This window comes from Azospirillum cavernae, assembly GCF_003590795.1.
GTDB classification, from domain to species: Bacteria; Pseudomonadota; Alphaproteobacteria; order Azospirillales; family Azospirillaceae; genus Azospirillum; species Azospirillum cavernae.
Window position 1 is genome coordinate 1,222,772 of the sequence record NZ_QYUL01000002.1, and the last position, 17,406, is coordinate 1,240,177.

Sequence of the window (17,406 nt, forward strand, 5' to 3'; positions counted from 1 at the left end):
ATGCGTGTCGCGAACAGAGTAACCCAGGGCGGCGCGCCCGACGAGCGAAGGAGCGGAACGGCCATGCCGGGCGCGGCGTCAGACCAGAAGGCAGGGCGGAACCAGGCGAACGGGCGGCAGGGCGGTTTCGCCCTGGTGCTGGTGCTCGGCACGCTGGTGCTCATCGCCGCGCTGGCGCTGGGGCTGGCCCAGACCAGCCGGTTGGAGGTGCGCCGCGCCGCCAACATGGCGGCGGCGGGCAAGGCGCGCGCGCTGTTGGACGCCGGGGTGGCGCTGGCGGTGTTCGACGCCGACCGCCCCTTGCGCGCCCGCCGCTTTCGCCCGGCGGGTCCGGCGGCGCGGGTCGGGTTGGGCGACGCGACGCTCGACATCCGGGTGTTTGAGGATTGGGGCCGGGTCGATCTCAACCGCTCCAACCCGCTGCTGCTGCGCGGCCTGATCGAAGCGGTGGGGGAGGAGGCCGACAACGCCCGCGCCATCGCCGACACGGTGGCGGCGCGGCGCGGCGACACCATGGCCAGCCGCGCGCGGGAGGATGGCCAGCCCCACCGTCCCTTCCTGTCGGTGGCGGAGTTGGCGACCGTGCCGGGGGTGACGCCCGAGTTGCTGCGGCGGCTGTGGGACGAGGTGACGGTGGACGGCGGGCCGGGCCGTCTGTCGGTCGCGGCGGCGGGGCCGCTGACGCTGGCGTCCCTGCCGAACCTGTCGGCGGCGGATCGCGCGGCGGTGATCGCGCTGGCGGGCGGCTGGGCGGCTGGTGGGGCTGGGGGTGGGGCGGATTCCGGTCTGGCCGAGCGCGCGGCGGCGGCGGGGGTGGAGCTGGATCCCGAAGGCGGTTTCCCCATCGTCGGGCGGACGCTGACCGTGCGGGTGCGCGCGTCCAAGGATGGGGCGGAGGCGCTGGCCGAGGCGGTGGTCGTGCTGTCGGACGTCAAATCGCCCACCCCTTACCGCGTGGTGGAATGGCGGGAGCCGCCGGGCTTGTGACGGTCGGCTCCCCACGGACGAAAGGCCCCCCGTCGCCGGGAGGCCCTCCGCTGTCCCGATGATCGGGCGGTCGCTCAGCTCAGCGGGCCGCAGGTCGCCGAGTTGGTCCAGGTCGATCCGCACAGATACAGCGTCATGTTGGCGTTGTAGCCGTACTTCGCGCCCATCTGGTTGTACTGCGTCACCGTCAGGCGGCCCGCCACATAATGGGTGGTGACGGTCGCGGTGACGGATTGGGAGTAAGACACCGCCGCCTGGGTCGCGCCGCTGACGGCGCTGGATTGCACGCCCTCGCCCACCGCGTTCAGCGCGCTGACGGTGTAGCTGTAGCTGGTGCTGGCGGTCAGGCCGCTGTCGGTGTAGCTCGTGCCGGTGCTGGTCCCGACATTGGCGCCGCCGCGATAGATCTTATAGCTGGTCGCGGTGCTGGCGGCGGACCAGCTCAGGCTGACGCTGCTGGCGGTGGTGGCTGAGACCGACAGGCCGGCCGGAGCCGCTGGAACCGTGGCGGGCGGGGTGCCGCCGCCGCCGCCGCTGTAGCCGCTCGTCACCTTGTTGACCATGGCGACCAGGGCGGCCATCTGGGTGCCGCCCTTTTGATCGGCGTTGGCGCCGTACCAGCCGATCCAATCCCAGCAGGCGTTCGGGTTGGCGACCGAGCCGCTGCTCCAGGTCGAATGGCTGGTGTTGTCCACCGTGGTTTGCGGGTAGAGAATCACGATGTTGTTGGTGTCGGCCCATTTGTTGTAGCCGGTGTTCTGGATGTATTTGTCGCCGATCTTGCCGTAGCTCTGTTGGCAGCCGTGCAGGGCGACGTGCAGCTTGCAAACGGTCGCCCCGCCCGAGGCGCAGTTGGCCGGGACATAGGCGTAGCCGGTGGCCCCGCCGCCATTCGCCGCCGACAGATAGGCCGACTGGTCAAACGACACCACGCTTCCGCCCAGCGTGCCGGTGTTGCGGGCGTTCAGCCCGGCGCCATACAAATGCTTCAGCACCGCGCCCGCGCCGTCGAAGCTGCAATTGCTGATGTAGGGGGAGGCGGCGGAGCTGCACGCGTTGTTCCCGGTTCCAGCGAAATCGGTGGGGAAGGTGTGGGCCGCGCCGCTGGTGGTGTCGTATTTGATGTTGGCCGCCGTGCCGAAGACATCCATCTGCGCCTTCAGCTTGTTCATCACGTTGGGGCCGACGGTGCTGTCGCTGGTCCCGCCCCACAGATAGATCTTGCGGTTGGTCAGGTTGGATTTGTTGTCGATCTGGTTGCCGCTCCAGGCGTTGATGTTGGCGTTGGGCGTGGTGATCGACGGGGTGGCGTTGTACATGCAGGCGGTGTAATTCTGATTGCGGGCGCAATCGAACGGCCCGCCGGCGAAGACGCCGAAACCGGCCTGGAAGATTGATGAATAGGCCACGCCCAATTGGGCCGCCATGAAGCCGCCCGACGACAGGCCGGACACCGACACCGACGCCGGATCAACATTGTAGGCTTGCAGCGGCGCGGCCTGCGCGTTTGTGGCGACGGTGGCCAGCGTCAGCAGGCCGGTGGCGAGCAGCGCGTGACGGCGAACCCGAGCGTTCATCAAAGTCTCCCATAATGCGTGATTGTCGTTGGCCCGCCGGACGGCGGCGTTGCGCGTCATCCTGGGTCGTCCGGTGGGTTGAGTGACAATCACGATTACAAAATGCGTGCCAACCGCATTGTTGAGGGATTCCGCCAATATTGGCGGGGGAGCGTGATGAAAAGCGTCTGCTGTTCCGACGACTGTCCTGCGTTGTGACAGGATGCGCCGCAACATGCGGCGTTGTTGCGGCGCCTATGTATGTTCAGACGGTCTTGCGCTCGTACCAGGGGCGGGTGGCCTTGACCAAATGAACGACCGACAGCATGACCGGCACCTCGACCAGCACGCCGACGACGGTGGCCAGCGCCGCGCCGGAATTCAGGCCGAACAGGCTGATGGCGGCGGCGACCGACAGCTCGAAGAAATTCGACGCGCCGATCAACGCCGCCGGGGCGGCGACGCACCAGGCCACGCCGAAACGGCGCGACAGCCAATAGGCCAGCCCGGCGTTCAGATAGACCTGGATGATGATCGGAACCGCCAGAAGCCCGATGACCAGCGGTTGGTCGAGAATGGCCCGACCCTGAAAGCCGAACAGCAGCACCAGCGTGGCGAGCAGCGCCAGCAGGGAAACCGGCTGCATCCGGTGCAGCGTGGCGGCCAACGCCGCCGGGCCGCCACGGCTCAACAGCACCCGACGCAGGGTTTGCGCCACCACCACCGGCACGACGATGTAGAGGACCACCGACAGAACCAGCGTGTCCCATGGCACGGTGATGGCGCTGATGCCCAACAGCAGCCCGACCAGCGGCGCGAAGGCGAAAACCATGATGAGGTCGTTCAGGGCGACTTGGCTCAGGGTGTAATGCGGCTCGCCGTCGCACAGGTTCGACCAGACGAAGACCATGGCGGTGCAGGGCGCCGCCGCCAGCAGGATCAGCCCGGCGATGTAGGAGTCGATCTGGTCCGGCGGCAGCAGACCGGCGAACAGATGGCCGATGAACAGCGCGCCGAGCAGCGCCATCGAAAAGGGTTTCACCCCCCAATTGATGAACAGGGTGACGGCGACGCCGCGCCAATGCTCCTTCACCGCGCCCAGCGCGGCGAAATCGATCTTCAGCAGCATTGGGACAATCATCAGCCAGACCAGGGCGGCGACCGGCAGATTGACCTTGGCGATTTCCGCCGCCGCGACGTTGGCGAACAGGCCGGGCAGGAAATGGCCCAGCGCGACGCCGACGACGATGCACAGCCCGACCCAGACGGTGAGAAAGCGCTCGAACAGATTCATCGCGGGGGGCGGGGCCGTTTGCGGGATGGCGGTCATTGGGCGGTCTCCGGGGCGTGGTCGGCTTGGACATCGGCGTGGCCATCATCGGCGTGACCATCGGCCATGTCGGTCAGGCGGCGCTTGATCGCCATGCGGTCCAGCGTGTCGAGCGGCAGGGCGGCGAAGGCGCGCAGGCGGCGTTCGATCTGGCCATAGACGGCGGCGGTCACGGCCGCCTTTTCCGCCGGAGTCCCTTCGGCGCTCGACGGGTCGGGGAAGCCCCAATGGGCGGTCATCGGCATGCCGGGCCAGATCGGGCAGACCTCCCCCGCCGCGTTGTCGCAAACGGTGAAAACGAAATCCATCGTCGGGGCGCCGGCGGCGGCGAACTCGTCCCAGGATTTCGACCGCGCGTCGGCCAGCGGGTAGCCCAACCGCTCCAGCAGCGCCTTGACCTGCGGGTTGATCTGGCCGGACGGCATGCTGCCCGCGCTGAAGGCGCGGAAGCGGCCCCGGCCGATGCGGTTCAGGATGCATTCCGCCATCACGCTGCGGGCGCTGTTGTGGGTGCAGAGAAACAGGACGTTGAAGACACGGTCGGTCATCGCGGGGCCTTGTCGGTCAGAGGGGCGTCGGTCAAAAGGGCATTGGGCGGCGGGGCGGGGCAACCGCTGGCGGGCGCGCAAGCGGCGGAATCGAGAATGGCGGATCCGCACAGCTCCGGCTGTCCCTGGCAGCAATCTTCCATCAGGAAGGCGATCAGCCGCCTGGTGCCGTCATAGTCGCTGGCGTAGAAAATCTGCCGCTGGACCCGCCAGGAGCGCAGCAGAGCCGCCCGCTCCAGAATGGCGAGATGGTGCGTCAGGGTCGATCCTGGCACGCCGACGCGCTGGGCGATGTCCCCGGCGCTCAGCCCGCTGGGGCCAGCCTGAACCAGAAGCCGGAACACCGCCAACCGGGTGTCGTGCGCCAGCGCGGCGAAGGCGTCGATGGCGTCTTTCGCGGGGTCGTTTTTCAATTCCATATTTCGACAATAGTCGAAATGATTGGCGCGGGCAAGCGCCGATCGCCCGCGCGGCGACGGCGCGTGAGTACTCTCCGAACCTGCCGATCTCAGACGTCGCCCGGTATCCTGCCAGAACAATCCATGAATTGATCGCGGGAGGATCAACAGATGCCTTTGAAAAATTCATCGGATGATCGGAACGACGACGATCCAAAAATTGAAACCACCGATGAGGAGAGCGACGTGCAAATGTCCGACATTGAGAGCCAGTTGCAAAAGCTCAGCAGCGACATCGCGGCCCTGACCAAGACCATCGCCGGGGCGGGCGCGGACACGGCGGACGGCTACCGCGCCAAGGTCGGCAATTTGGCGCATGACGCTGTCGAGGCTTCGCAGAACGCCATGGCGGGCGCGCGCAAGGATTTCATGGCGCTGGAGAGCGACGTCGTCACGCGCATCCGCGACCGCCCGTTGCAGGCGCTTGGCATCGCCGTCGGCGTTGGCTTCCTGCTCGCCTTCGCAGCCCGGCGCTGATTCATGATAGAGCGCCTGGCGCCCCTTCTGGTGTCCTTCATGTCGCGCGATTTCGGCCAGAAGCTGCGGCGCGCCAGGCGGAATGGCCTTCTTTATCTGGTCTGCGGGCTGTTGGCCTTGACCGCTTATGGCGCGGGCGTCGCCGGGGTGGTTCTTGTCCTGGCCAACGCCTATGGCGCTGTGGCCGCGCTGTTCGCGCTGGCCATCGCGGCGCTGTCTCTCGCCGTCGCGGCGCTGGCGGCGGTTCTGATGTGCAATCGGAATGACCGAAAATTGGCGGCGGCCTCGCCGGTCGGGGGGGCGTTGCTGGGCGTCGCGGCGGCGTCCCTTCTGCCGCTGCTCTTGCGGTCGCGCCTTGTCACCGGCGCGGCGATCCTGGCGACCATCGCGGTTCTCGCGTTCCGGTCCAGAGCGGACGGCGGTGACGATTCGTCGTCTCCGCCGTAAGGCTGCCGGATTCGGATGGATTCGGCCTTTGGGTGTCCTCAGCGATCCGCAGCGGCGGCGATTTCCCAGCGCAGCTTGTCGAGGATGGCGCGGGCGAAGCTGCGGCGGTCGTCGGCGGCGCGGACGAAGGCCGATGGCCCGCCGATTACCCGCGCGGCGAAATAATCGGTCAACCACGGCACTTGGTCGAGAATCACCAGACCGTTGATGGTGATGCCCTGGGCCAGCACCTGGTCGCGGGCGTATTCCGGCATGATGCCGATGTTGTTGAATCCGTTGCTGACCAGATCAATGACCCGGCGGGGCGACGATGCGCCGCTGAAGCGGAACCGATCAGCGGCGTTCAACATCGCCGCGCCGATTCCGGTGCTTCCGGCGAAATCACGGCGGGGCAAGGTGTCGATGGCGGCGGCGAAGGCGAGAACGCTGTCGGGATCGCCGATTTGGGTCCAGGGGATCAACACCTCGAACGCGGTGGGGTCCGACCAGGACACCAGCGTCACCGCGATTTTGCCGCGCGACCCGCCGCCGATGGCCGCGACCACCGACGGATCGCGAAAGGCGGCGGCGTGCCCGGACAGTTGAAAGTCGAGCAGCGAATCCTCCACGCTGGCGGAGGCGTCAATCGCCAGCACCAGTTCCAGATCGACCGAGGTCCAGGCGCGCGCCTCCCCCGCCCATCCCGTCGCCGCCCAGACAAACGCCAGCCCCAGTGCGCCGCGCCGCCACAGACCGAACCAATCCATTCGCATGGCGCTCCCCCGTTCCGTTTCGGCCTTCGCCCGCGTCTTGTTTGGACAGCGAACAAACAAAGGGTATCGCGGAACGCGGCGGGGGGCGAGCGACGTTTGAGAGCCGCCACGCTGTGACGCGAAGAGGAGGCAATTCAGCCGAAAAATTAACGATTCTCATGAATTGGGCGTCGGGGATTCAAGAGTGATTCCTGACGGATTTCGCTGATTTCCAAGGAATCGTCCGTCAAGCCGTCCCGTCATTTGGGGCTTCTCCCAATATGGTCCGACATCCGGCGTTAACATGTTCTGGCGGAAAGATGGATGATCTTGGCGCGACCCAACTGTTCAATCGGTCGCCTTTTCGGCAGATGTGGGGGCGTGGCGGAGCGATGGGCGGAGCGATGATGAGAACGATGATGCTGGTCCGAACCCGTGTGTTTGACTTCGTTGTCAAGCATGTGTTCGCCATGTTCTCATGCGCCACCTTGCTTGGCGCCGGCGCGATCATTCTCTGGAATCTCCACAACAGCCAAACCCAACTCATCTTTCGTTTGGCGGAGGCGCGCAACATCGACATGACCAGCGCCTTGTCGGTCATGTTCCGCGACGACGTCAAAAAGCTTCTCGCAAGCGCGGCCAACCCGTCGCCGGACGGCTTGCGTCAACTGCCGGAATCGCTTGATCTTTCAAAGAGATTCTTAAAAATCTTGAGCGGTTCAAGGATTGCGAAGGTCAAGATCTACAGCCTTGACGGAACCACGCTGTTTTCCACGGACGCCAAGCAGATTGGTGAAAATCAGGGGGAGAACGCGGGCTTTTTGCAAGCGCGCTCTGGTTCGGTCGTCAGCAACCTTGTGTGGCGAAATCGCGTCAACACGTTTGATGGCGACCGTTTCAACGTCCATCTCCTGGCGAGCTATGTGCCGGTTGTGGAGGGTGGCCGGGTCGTGGCGGTCTTTGAGCAGTATCAGGACATCAGCGATTTGGTCGAGCAGATCGATCAATCGCGGGTCGAGCAAGCGCTGGTGGTTCTGGCGGTTTTCAGCGTTGTTTGGGTCGCGTTTGTCTGGGTGGTCCGGCGCGCGCGGGGCACGGTGGATGTGTATGTGGCGCGCCTGGAAAACGTGAATCATCGCTTGGATGAGCGAGTCGCCGAGAGGACCAAGGAACTGCGACGGAGCGAGGAGCGGTTCCGCAGCCTGAGCGACATGTCGTCCGACTTTTATTGGGAAACCGACCGCGACCACCGTTTCACGCTTCACGCCGCCAGCGACGGCGATGAGGGGGCGTCTGACCATCATCCCTTTGTCGGGAAATTCTATTGGGAGGTTCAGAGCGTCGCGGCGGATGAGGTGGCCTGCAAAATTCAGCGGGCGGCCCTCGACGCTCATTGTTCGTTTCGCAACGTCGAGACGAAGCGGCGGATGCCAGGGGACCGGGACATGTGCGTCAGCGTCAGCGGCGATCCGGTCTTTTCTCAGGATGGCGCGTTTCTTGGCTATCGCGGGGTTGGCCGCGACGTCACGGAACGGCGTCAGTCGGAGGAGCGGATCCGTGAATTGGCCTATCACGATCAACTCACGGGCCTGCCCAATCGGACATTGTTGAATGACCGTTTGACGGTGGCGTTGGCCGACGCCGCCCGGACCAACCGCTTTTGCGCCTTTGTCCTGGTGGACCTTGACCAGTTCAAGGTGCTGAACGACACGCGGGGGCACGCCTGCGGGGATCGTCTGCTGCAACAGGTGGCGTCGCGTCTGGGCGAAAACACGCGCGACGGCGACACGGTGGCGCGGCTCGGCGGGGATGAATTCGCGATCATTTTGAAGGCGCTGGCGGCCTCATCGCGCGACGACCTGCAACAGCAGGCGCAGCAGGCGGTGGAGCGTCTTCTGTCCGAAATCCGGATACCCTACGATCTTGGCGACACCGTGCATCATTGCACGGCCAGCATCGGCATCGCGGTGAGCGACGGCAGGGATTTGAGCATCGAGGATCTGCTCAAGCAAGCCGACCTTGCGATGTACAAGGCCAAGCAGTCCGGGGGGGATGGATTCCATTTCTTCGACGACGATCTGGAACGGTCGGCGGTTGCGGCGGCGGCGCTGGAGGCGGACCTGCGCGTCGCGCTCGCGGAGCGTCAATTCACGCTGCATCTCCAGCCTCAAGTTGATTTCGCGACTCAGGAGATTCAGGCCGCCGAGGCCCTCATCCGGTGGAACCACCCCGTTCGTGGCTTTGTCCAGCCCAACGAGTTTATTGGCCAAGCCGAGCGGAGCGGGATGATTGTTCCCATGGGGCTGTGGGTTCTTGAGGAATCCTGCGCGATTCTGGCCGATTGGAAGACACGGCCGGAGTTGTCGCGTCTGGTTCTGTCCGTCAATGTCAGCGCCCGGCAGTTTCAGAGCGACGATTTCGTGGCGCAGGCCATGGATGTTTTTCGCCGCACCGGCGTTGATCCACGGCGATTGAAAATTGAGCTGACCGAAAGCGTCATGGCCGATCACCCGCAAAAAGTCTCCGTGGCCATGTCGCAGCTCAAGGAGCTTGGCGTCACCTTCTCGCTCGATGATTTCGGGACGGGCTATTCGTCCTTGTCCTATCTCAGCACGCTGCCCATCGACCAGCTCAAGATTGATCGGTCTTTTGTGTCTGGGATCGGACAGGGCGCGCGTGGCTTGTTGATCTGCACGGCGACGATCAGCCTTGCCCGCAGCCTGAACCTGACGGTCGTGGCGGAAGGGGTGGAAACAGAGGCCGAAGCCCATCTGTTGGGCGACGTCCATCGCTGCGACCTCTTGCAAGGCTATTTGTTCGGGCGACCGATGCCCCGGCAAGATTTCGAGGCGCTGTGCCTGCGGTCCCCCAAAGGCCGTCAGCGCGCCATTCGGAGCATCGCCTGACGGGCTTGTTCCGTGCCGTCGCCGCCAAGGCCGTGACTCTCGCTCTCTCCTGTTCAACGAAAAACGGCGCCCCCGAAAGGGCGCCGTTTTCCTGTGGCGCGGGCGAACCCGCGCCGGTTCGGAACGGGTCGATCAGACGTCCAGCAGCAGGCGGCGCGGATCTTCGATCAGTTCCTTGATGCGAACCAGGAACGTGACCGCTTCCTTGCCGTCGATGATGCGGTGATCGTAGGACAGCGCCAGATACATCATCGGGCGGACTTCGATCTTGCCGTTGATGACGACGGCGCGGTCCATCGTCTTGTGCATGCCCAGGATGGCGGACTGCGGCGGGTTGATGATCGGGGTCGACATCAACGAGCCATAGACGCCGCCGTTGGAGATGGTGAAGGTGCCGCCGGTCAACTCGTCCATCGACAGCTTGCCGTCGCGGCCCTTCTTGCCCAGCGCGGCGATGGTTCCCTCAACCCCGGCGAAGTCCAGCTTGTCGGCGTCGCGGACGACCGGAACCACCAGACCCTGCGGCGTGCCGACGGCGACGCCGATGTCGTAGTAGTTCTTGTAAACGACGTCGGTGCCGTCGATCTCGGCGTTGACCGCCGGGATTTCCTTCAGCGCCTGGACGGCGGCCTTCAGGAAGAAGGACATGAAGCCGAGACGCACCTTGTGGCGCTTCTCGAAGAAGTCCTTGTATTCGGCGCGCAGCGCCATCGCCGCGCTCATGTCCACCTCGTTGAAGGTGGTCAGCATGGCGGCGCTGTTCTGGGCTTCCTTCAGACGCTCGGCGATGCGCTGGCGCAGACGGGTCATGCGGACCCGCTCCTCCTGCGCGGCGCGCGGGCGCTCGCCCGCCGTGCCGGCGGCCCACACCATCTTCGGCGCCGGGGCCGGAGCGGCGGGCTTGGCCGCCGGAGCCGCCGGGGCGGCCAGCACGTCGCCCTTGGTCACGCGGCCATCCTTGCCGCTTCCGGCGATGGTCGAGGCGTCCACGCCCTTCTCATCGGCCAGCTTGCGGGCGGCGGGGCCGGAGGCGGCGAGGTTGCCGGGGGCGGCGGCCGGGGCCGGAGCGGCGACCGGAGCCGGGGCGGCCACGGGGGCCGCAGCCGGAGCGGCGACCGCGCCAGCCGCGCCTTCGGTCAGCACGCCCAGCAGGGCGTTGACGACGACGTTCTCGCCTTCCGGGGCGACGATCTCGGCCAGCGTGCCAGCCGCCGGGGCGTTGACTTCCAACGTCACCTTGTCGGTTTCCAGCTCGACCAGCGCCTCGTCCATCTTGACGACGTCGCCGACCTTCTTCAGCCAACGGGCGACGGTGGCTTCGGAGACGGATTCACCCAGCGTGGGGACTTTGATTTCGATGGTCATAACTTCCTCGTTCGTCTTTTTTTGGCGCTTGGGTGATCGGATCAGGCGATGGTCAGCGCGTCGTCCAGGAGCTTGGCTTGCTCCTGGTTGTGGCGCTTCAGCAGACCCGTGGCGGGCGACGCGGTGGCCGGGCGACCGGCGTAGATCGGACGGCCCGCCTTGTGGCCGATGGCCTTCAGGCTGCCTTCCAAACGGCGGTCAACGAAGGTCCAGCCGCCCTGGTTTTCCGGCTCTTCCTGGCACCACACGACTTCGGCGTTCGGGTATTTCGCGAACTCGTCGGACAGGGTGGCCTTGGGGAAGGGGTACATCTGCTCCAGACGGATCAGGACGACGTCCTTGACGCCACGGTTCATGCGCTCCTGCAACAGATCGTAATAGACCTTGCCGGTGCAGACGACGACGCGGCGGATCTTGTCGTTCTCGACCAGATCATTGGCGGTTTCGCCCAGCACACGGTGGAAATGGGTGTTCGGACCCAATTCCGCCAGATCGGAGACGCACAGCTTGTGGCGCAGCAGCGACTTCGGCGTGAACAGGACCAGCGGCTTGCGGAAGGAGCGGCGGACCTGACGGCGGAAGATGTGGAACAGGTTGGCCGGGGTGGTGACGTTGCAGATCTGCCAGTTGTCCTCGGCGGAGTTCTGGAGGAAACGCTCCGGTCGGGCCGAGGAGTGTTCCGGCCCCTGGCCCTCATAACCATGCGGCAGCAGCATGACCAGACCGGACATGCGCAGCCACTTGGATTCGCCCGACGAGATGAACTGGTCGATGATGGTCTGCGCGGTGTTGGCGAAATCGCCGAACTGCGCTTCCCACAGCACCAGATCATGCGGTTCGGCCAGCGAATAGCCGTACTCGAAACCCACCACCGCCGCTTCCGACAGCGGGCTGTCATGGACCTCGAAATGGCCCTGCTCGGGGTGCAGGTTGGTCAGCGGCAGATATTTGGCTTCGGTGTTTTGATCGTACATCACCGCGTGGCGGTGCGAGAAGGTGCCGCGCCCCGAATCCTGACCGGACAGACGCACGCCGGTGCCTTCGACCACCAGCGAGCCATAGGCCAACGCCTCGGCGGTCGCCCAATCGATGCCCTCGCCGGACTCGATGGTCTTTTTCTTGGCTTCCAACTGACGGGCGATCTTGGGGTTGATCGCGAAGTCCTTCGGGTACTGGCAGAGCTTGAAGCCGATTTCCTTCAACAGGTCCATCGAGACGCCGGTGGCGCCGCGATGCTCGGTGTTCTCGTCCTGCTGTTGCAGACCCGCCCACTTGCCTTCCAGCCAGTCGGCCTTGTTGGGCTTGTAGGTGGTCGATGCCTCGAACTCGCCTTCCAGCTTCTTCATGAAGTCGGCGTTGATCTGGTCGCCTTCGGCCTGGGTGATGACGTTTTCATCGACCAGTTGCTTGGCGTACAGCTCGCGCGTCGTCGCGTGGCTGCGGATCTTCTTGTACATCAGCGGCTGGGTGAAGCCCGGCTCGTCGCCCTCATTGTGGCCATGGCGGCGGTAGCACACCATGTCGATGACGACGTCGCGCTTGAACTTCTGGCGGAACTCGATGGCGATGCGGCTGACATGCACCACCGATTCGGGATCGTCGCCGTTCACGTGGAAGATCGGCGCCTGCACCATCTTCGCCATGTCGGAGCAATAGACGCCCGAGCGCGAGTAGTTCGGGTTCGTCGTGAAGCCGATCTGGTTGTTGATGATGAAGTGCATGGTGCCGCCGGTGCGGTAGCCGCGCAGTTCCGACAGGCCCAGCGTTTCGGCGACGATGCCCTGACCGGCGAAAGCGGCGTCGCCGTGGATCAGCACGCCCATCACCTGCTCGCGGTCCAGGTCGCGGCGCTGCGCCTGCTTGGCGCGCACCTTGCCCAGCACCACCGGGTTGACCCATTCCAGGTGGGACGGGTTGGCGGTCAGCGACAGATGGACGATGTGGCCGTTGAAATCGCGGTCCGACGAGGTGCCAAGATGGTACTTCACGTCGCCCGAACCCTGGACGTCCGTCGGGCTGGACGGGTTGCCCTGGAATTCCGAGAACACCGCCGCGAAGGGCTTGCCCATGAAGTTGGTCAGCATGTTCAGACGGCCACGGTGGGCCATGCCGACGACCGCTTCCTTCAGGCCGAGCTGACCGCCGCGCTTGAGGATCTGCTCCAGCGCCGGGATCATCGACTCGCCGCCCTCAAGGCCGAAGCGCTTGGTGCCGGTGTATTTCAGTTGCAGGAACTTCTCGAACCCCTCGGCGGCGGTCAGACGCTCCAGAATGGCGCGCTTGCCGTTGACCGTGAAGTCGGTGTGGTTGCGGCCGCCCTCGATGCGCTCCTGAATCCAGGCCTTTTCTTCCGGATCCTGGATGTGCATGAACTCGACGCCGACCGTCCCGCAATAGGTCTTGTGCAGGATTTCCAGGATCTGGCGCAGAGTCGCCGTTTCCAGGCCGAGCGAGTAATTCAGGAAGATCGGGCGGTCAAGGTCGCCGGGGCCGAAGCCGTAGGTCGCCGGATCCAGCTCCGGGTGCGGCTCGCGCTTTTCCAGGCCCAACGGGTCGAAATGCGCGTTCATGTGGCCGCGCACGCGGAACACGCGGATCAACATCAGGGCGCGGATGCTGTCGAGCGTCGCCGCGCGGAGTTGCTGCGGGCTGACGCCGCCGTAAACCTGCTGGGTGTGGGCGACCATGGCGCCGTTGCCGGGACCGGCCAGACCATGCCCGGCGGCATCCGGGGCAGCCCCGTTCGTCTCATCGTCCCGCAAGGTCCAGGAGGCGCCGCGCAGCTCGTCAAGAACGGCGCGCGAATCGTCGTCCAGATCCTTGAAAAAGCCGTTCCAGCTCGGATCGACCGCAGCCGGATCCGCCAGAAAGCGGGCGTAGAGTTCGGCGACGTAACCGGCGTTCGATCCGAACAGGAACGAGGTCTGCTCCAAATTTGCCGACATGATTCACTTCGGGCTTTTCGCCCGATTCCCTGTGGGAGTTTTTATAGTGCGATGACGAGCCGCCAGTCGCCGGATCCCGTGCGAGAAGGATCCGGCGACCGTCGGCTCAAGAGCCGACAGCAGCCCGGAACCAAGGGACGGCGCGGGGGAACCTGTCGCCAAGCCCCCCGCGCCAACGCCTCAGCCCTTGAAGACCTTCAGCATGGTCGAGCCGAGCGACGCCGGGCTGTCCGCCACGGCGATGCCGACCGACTTCATGAAGTCGATCTTGAAGTCGGCGGTGTCGTTGCCGCCCGAAATCACCGCGCCCGCATGACCCATGCGGCGGCCCGGAGGAGCGGTGCGGCCGGCGATGAAGCCGACGACCGGCTTCTTCGTGCCCGACGCCTTCAGGAATTCGGCGCCGCGAACTTCGGCGTCGCCGCCGATTTCGCCGATCATGATGATGCCCTCGGTCTCCGGGTCCTTCACGAACAGCTCAAGGCTGTCGACGAAGTTGGTGCCGTTGACCGGGTCGCCGCCGATGCCGATGCAGGTCGTCTGACCCAGGCCCGCCGCCGTGGTTTGCGCCACGGCTTCGTAGGTCAGCGTGCCGGAGCGCGAGACGATGCCGATCTTGCCACGCTTGTGGATGTGGCCCGGCATGATGCCGATCTTGCATTCGTCGGGCGTGATGACGCCGGGGCAGTTCGGCCCGATCAAACGGGTCGCGGAGCCTTGCAGGGCGCGCTTGACGCGCACCATGTCCAGCACCGGGATGCCTTCGGTGATGCAGACGACCAGCGCGATTTCGGCGTCGATGGCTTCCAGGATCGCGTCCGCCGCGAAGGGAGGCGGCACGTAGATCACAGAGGCGTTGGCGCCGGTCTTGTGGACCGCGTCGGCGACCGTGTCGAAGATCGGCAGGTCGAGGTGCTTGGCGCCGCCCTTGCCGGGCGTCACGCCGCCAACCATCTTGGTGCCGTAGGCGATGGCCTGCTCGGAATGGAAGGTGCCCTGGGCTCCGGTGAAGCCCTGGCAGATCACCTTGGTGTTCTTATCGACGAGAACAGCCATTTCACGCGGCCTCCTTCACGGCCTTGACCACCTTTTCGGCGGCGTCGGCAAGATTGTCGGCCGACAGGATCGGCAGACCGGATTCGGCAAGGATCTTCTTGCCGAGATCGACGTTGGTGCCTTCCAGACGGACAACCAGCGGAACATGCAGGTGCACTTCGCGGGCCGCCGCGACGACGCCCTCGGCGATCACGTCGCAGCGCATGATGCCGCCGAAGATGTTGACCAGAATGCCTTCGACGTTGCTGTCGGACAGGATCAGCTTGAAGGCCGCCGTGACGCGTTCCTTCGTGGCGCCGCCGCCGACGTCCAGGAAGTTGGCCGGTTCGCCGCCATACAGCTTGATGATGTCCATGGTGGCCATCGCCAGACCGGCGCCGTTCACCATGCAGCCGATGTTGCCATCGAGCTTGACGTAGTTGAGGCTGTGCTTGGCCGCTTCGATCTCATACGGATCTTCTTCGGCTTCGTCGCGCAGCTCTTCGATGTCCTTGTGACGGAACAGAGCGTTGTCGTCGAAGCTGATCTTGGCGTCGAGCGCCAGGATGTCGCCCGAGCCGGTGACGATCAGCGGGTTGATTTCGACGATCGCGCAGTCCAGCTCAACGAACGCCTTGTAGGCGGCGGTGATGAACTTCGCGGCGGCGCCGACCTGCTTGCCTTCCAGCCCGAGAGCGAAGGCGATCTTGCGGGTGTGGAAACCCTGGATGCCGGTCGCCGGGTCGATGGCGACCTTGGCGATCTTCTCCGGGGTGTTGTGCGCGACTTCCTCGATCTCCATGCCGCCTTCGGTCGACGCCATGATGGTGACGCGGCCGGTGGCGCGGTCGATCAGCAGGCCGAGATACAGCTCGCGCTTGATGTCGGCGCCTTCCTCGACATAGAGGCGCTTGACCTCGCGGCCTTCGGGGCCGGTCTGCTTGGTGATGAGAACATTGTTCAGCATCTCGCCGGCGTTCTTGCCGACTTCCTCGATCGACTTGACGACGCGAACGCCGCCCTTGCCTTCGGGGTTGCCCTTGAAGCGGCCAGCGCCACGGCCACCGGCGTGGATCTGGGACTTCACGACCCAAACCGGACCGCCGAGTTCGCGGGCGACCGTCTCGGCCTCTTGCGGGGTGTAGGCGACGCCGCCGCGAGGAACCGCGACACCGTATTTCTTCAGCAGGCTTTTGGCCTGATACTCATGGATGTTCATCGGGCGTCCATCTGTTTTTTGGTTCGGCTGACGAAATCGGATCGACTGACGACAGAGAATGATCGAAAGGTCGAAACAAAGGATCGGCCATGGACTTCGGTCCTTGCGCGTCGCGCGTCCGACCTTCGGCGTTCGTCTTTTGCGGGACTTGCGCCGAAGGGCGGATGATGCGGGCCGCTGACAGTAACATTGGACGCGGATGGATCAAACCACCGTTCCTGTTCCGTCATGCGGCCGAATCGCGCGGGACCGGGTCGTCTTAGGAAGCGGCCTTCTCGGCGTCCAGCTTCTTGACGACGGCGACCAGGGTCTTCACGGCGTCGACCGAGTTCTGGAACATCGCCTTCTCGTCGTCGTTCAGCTCGATCTCGATGATCTTCTCGACGCCGCCGGCGCCGATGATCGTCGGAACGCCGACATAGAGGTCATCCTGGCCATACTGGCCGGTCAGATAGGCGGCGACCGGCAGGACGCGCTTCTGATCCTTCAGGTAGGACTCGGCCATTTGGATGGCGGAGGCGGCCGGGGCGTAGAAGGCCGAACCGTTGCCCAGCAGCTTGACGATTTCCGCGCCGCCGTCACGGGTGCGCTGCACGATGGCGTCCAGCTTCTCCTGCGTGGTCCAGCCCATCTTGACCAGATCGGGCAGCGGGATGCCGGCGACGGTCGAATAACGGGTCAGCGGGACCATGGTGTCGCCATGGCCGCCCAGCACGAAGGCGGTGACGTCCTCGACCGAGACGTTGAACTCTTCGGCCAGGAAGAAGCGGAAGCGGGCCGAGTCGAGCACACCGGCCATGCCGACCACGCGCTCCGGCGGCAGGCCGGAGGCCTGCTGGAGCACCCAGACCATGACGTCGAGCGGGTTGGTGACGACGATCACGAAGGCGTTCGGGGCGTATTTGCCGATGGCTTCGCCGACGGTCTTGCAGACGCCGCTGTTGATGCCGATCAGATCGTCGCGGCTCATGCCCGGCTTGCGCGGGATGCCGGCGGTGACGATGACGACGTCGGCGCCTTCAATGGCCGAATAATCGTTGCCGCCGGTCAGAGTGGCGTTGTAGCCCTCGACCGGGGCGGCCTCGGCGAGGTCGAGAGCCTTGCCAGCGGGGGTGCCTGCGACGATGTCGAACAGGACGACGTCGCCCAGTTCCTTTTGGGCAGCCAGCAGGGCCAGCGTGCCGCCGATTTGACCGGCGCCGACGAGCGCAATCTTCTTGCGAGCCATTTTGGAGCGTTCCCTAAAACGTTGAGCATCCCCCATTCAGCGGGGGACAGAACCAATGGTCATTCTAACGTCTTAGGGATCCAGCGCCCCGAGATTTCGGAAGCGTAGGTAGCGCGTTTTGACGCAGAGAGCAAGCCCGGACGCATGCGCAGCAATGCAGCATCGCGTCGCAGG

General features: G+C 65.0%; 14 protein-coding genes. 4 read left to right on the forward strand and 10 right to left on the reverse strand.

The window, feature by feature from the left end:
* Positions 1-63: 63 nt before the first annotated feature.
* Complete coding sequence (locus tag D3877_RS17170) at positions 64-987, forward strand: type II secretion system protein GspK (protein ID WP_158599934.1); 924 nt, start codon at positions 64-66, stop codon at positions 985-987.
* 74 nt (positions 988-1,061) lie between these two features.
* On the opposite strand, the gene D3877_RS17175 is transcribed toward D3877_RS17170, so the two are convergent.
* The 4 genes from D3877_RS17175 to D3877_RS17190 form a co-directional block, all read right to left on the reverse strand.
* A complete protein-coding gene (locus D3877_RS17175; RefSeq protein ID WP_158599935.1) occupies positions 1,062-2,564 on the reverse strand; it encodes an extracellular catalytic domain type 2 short-chain-length polyhydroxyalkanoate depolymerase in 1,503 nt (500 codons plus the stop codon).
* Between the two features lie 244 nt (positions 2,565-2,808).
* Positions 2,809-3,837 (reverse strand): ACR3 family arsenite efflux transporter, encoded by a 1,029-nt coding sequence (arsB, locus tag D3877_RS17180; RefSeq protein ID WP_119832519.1) that lies wholly within the window; start codon positions 3,835-3,837, stop codon positions 2,809-2,811.
* A 32-nt stretch (positions 3,838-3,869) separates the two neighbouring features.
* A complete protein-coding gene (locus D3877_RS17185) occupies positions 3,870-4,421 on the reverse strand; it encodes an arsenate reductase ArsC (protein WP_119831924.1) in 552 nt (183 codons plus the stop codon).
* The gene (locus D3877_RS17190) at positions 4,418-4,834 is read right to left on the reverse strand and encodes an ArsR/SmtB family transcription factor (protein WP_338014619.1); all 417 of its coding nucleotides are present in this window, start codon (positions 4,832-4,834) and stop codon (positions 4,418-4,420) included. The genes D3877_RS17185 and D3877_RS17190 overlap by 4 nt, the downstream gene beginning before the upstream one ends.
* Before the next feature lie 237 nt (positions 4,835-5,071).
* Between D3877_RS17190 and D3877_RS17195 the strand changes: the two genes are divergently transcribed.
* Positions 5,072-5,356: an ElaB/YgaM/YqjD family protein gene (locus D3877_RS17195; RefSeq protein ID WP_211100291.1), complete on the forward strand. Its 285-nt coding sequence runs from the start codon at positions 5,072-5,074 to the stop codon at positions 5,354-5,356.
* A gap of 3 nt (positions 5,357-5,359) precedes the next feature.
* Entirely contained in the window at positions 5,360-5,803 is a 444-nt protein-coding gene (locus D3877_RS17200; RefSeq protein WP_147395217.1) for a hypothetical protein, read from the forward strand.
* A 38-nt stretch (positions 5,804-5,841) separates the two neighbouring features.
* On the opposite strand, the gene D3877_RS17205 is transcribed toward D3877_RS17200, so the two are convergent.
* The gene (locus tag D3877_RS17205; protein WP_119831928.1) at positions 5,842-6,549 is read right to left on the reverse strand and encodes a DUF1194 domain-containing protein; all 708 of its coding nucleotides are present in this window, start codon (positions 6,547-6,549) and stop codon (positions 5,842-5,844) included.
* A 401-nt stretch (positions 6,550-6,950) separates the two neighbouring features.
* On the opposite strand from D3877_RS17205, the gene D3877_RS17210 reads away from it, so the two are divergent.
* Positions 6,951-9,440, forward strand: coding sequence for a putative bifunctional diguanylate cyclase/phosphodiesterase (locus tag D3877_RS17210; protein ID WP_158599936.1), 2,490 nt, complete (start codon positions 6,951-6,953; stop codon positions 9,438-9,440).
* A 132-nt stretch (positions 9,441-9,572) separates the two neighbouring features.
* On the opposite strand, the gene odhB is transcribed toward D3877_RS17210, so the two are convergent.
* From odhB to mdh, 5 genes are all read right to left on the reverse strand, one after another.
* A complete protein-coding gene (gene odhB / locus D3877_RS17215) occupies positions 9,573-10,805 on the reverse strand; it encodes a 2-oxoglutarate dehydrogenase complex dihydrolipoyllysine-residue succinyltransferase (RefSeq protein WP_119831930.1) in 1,233 nt (410 codons plus the stop codon).
* A 41-nt stretch (positions 10,806-10,846) separates the two neighbouring features.
* The gene (locus tag D3877_RS17220; protein WP_119831931.1) at positions 10,847-13,750 is read right to left on the reverse strand and encodes a 2-oxoglutarate dehydrogenase E1 component; all 2,904 of its coding nucleotides are present in this window, start codon (positions 13,748-13,750) and stop codon (positions 10,847-10,849) included.
* 180 nt (positions 13,751-13,930) lie between these two features.
* Positions 13,931-14,806 (reverse strand): succinate--CoA ligase subunit alpha, encoded by an 876-nt coding sequence (gene sucD, locus D3877_RS17225; RefSeq protein ID WP_119831932.1) that lies wholly within the window; start codon positions 14,804-14,806, stop codon positions 13,931-13,933.
* Position 14,807: 1 nt separating this feature from the next.
* Complete coding sequence (gene sucC, locus D3877_RS17230; protein ID WP_119831933.1) at positions 14,808-16,004, reverse strand: ADP-forming succinate--CoA ligase subunit beta; 1,197 nt, start codon at positions 16,002-16,004, stop codon at positions 14,808-14,810.
* A 259-nt stretch (positions 16,005-16,263) separates the two neighbouring features.
* Positions 16,264-17,232, reverse strand: coding sequence for a malate dehydrogenase (gene mdh / locus D3877_RS17235; RefSeq protein WP_119831934.1), 969 nt, complete (start codon positions 17,230-17,232; stop codon positions 16,264-16,266).
* Positions 17,233-17,406: the final 174 nt, after the last annotated feature.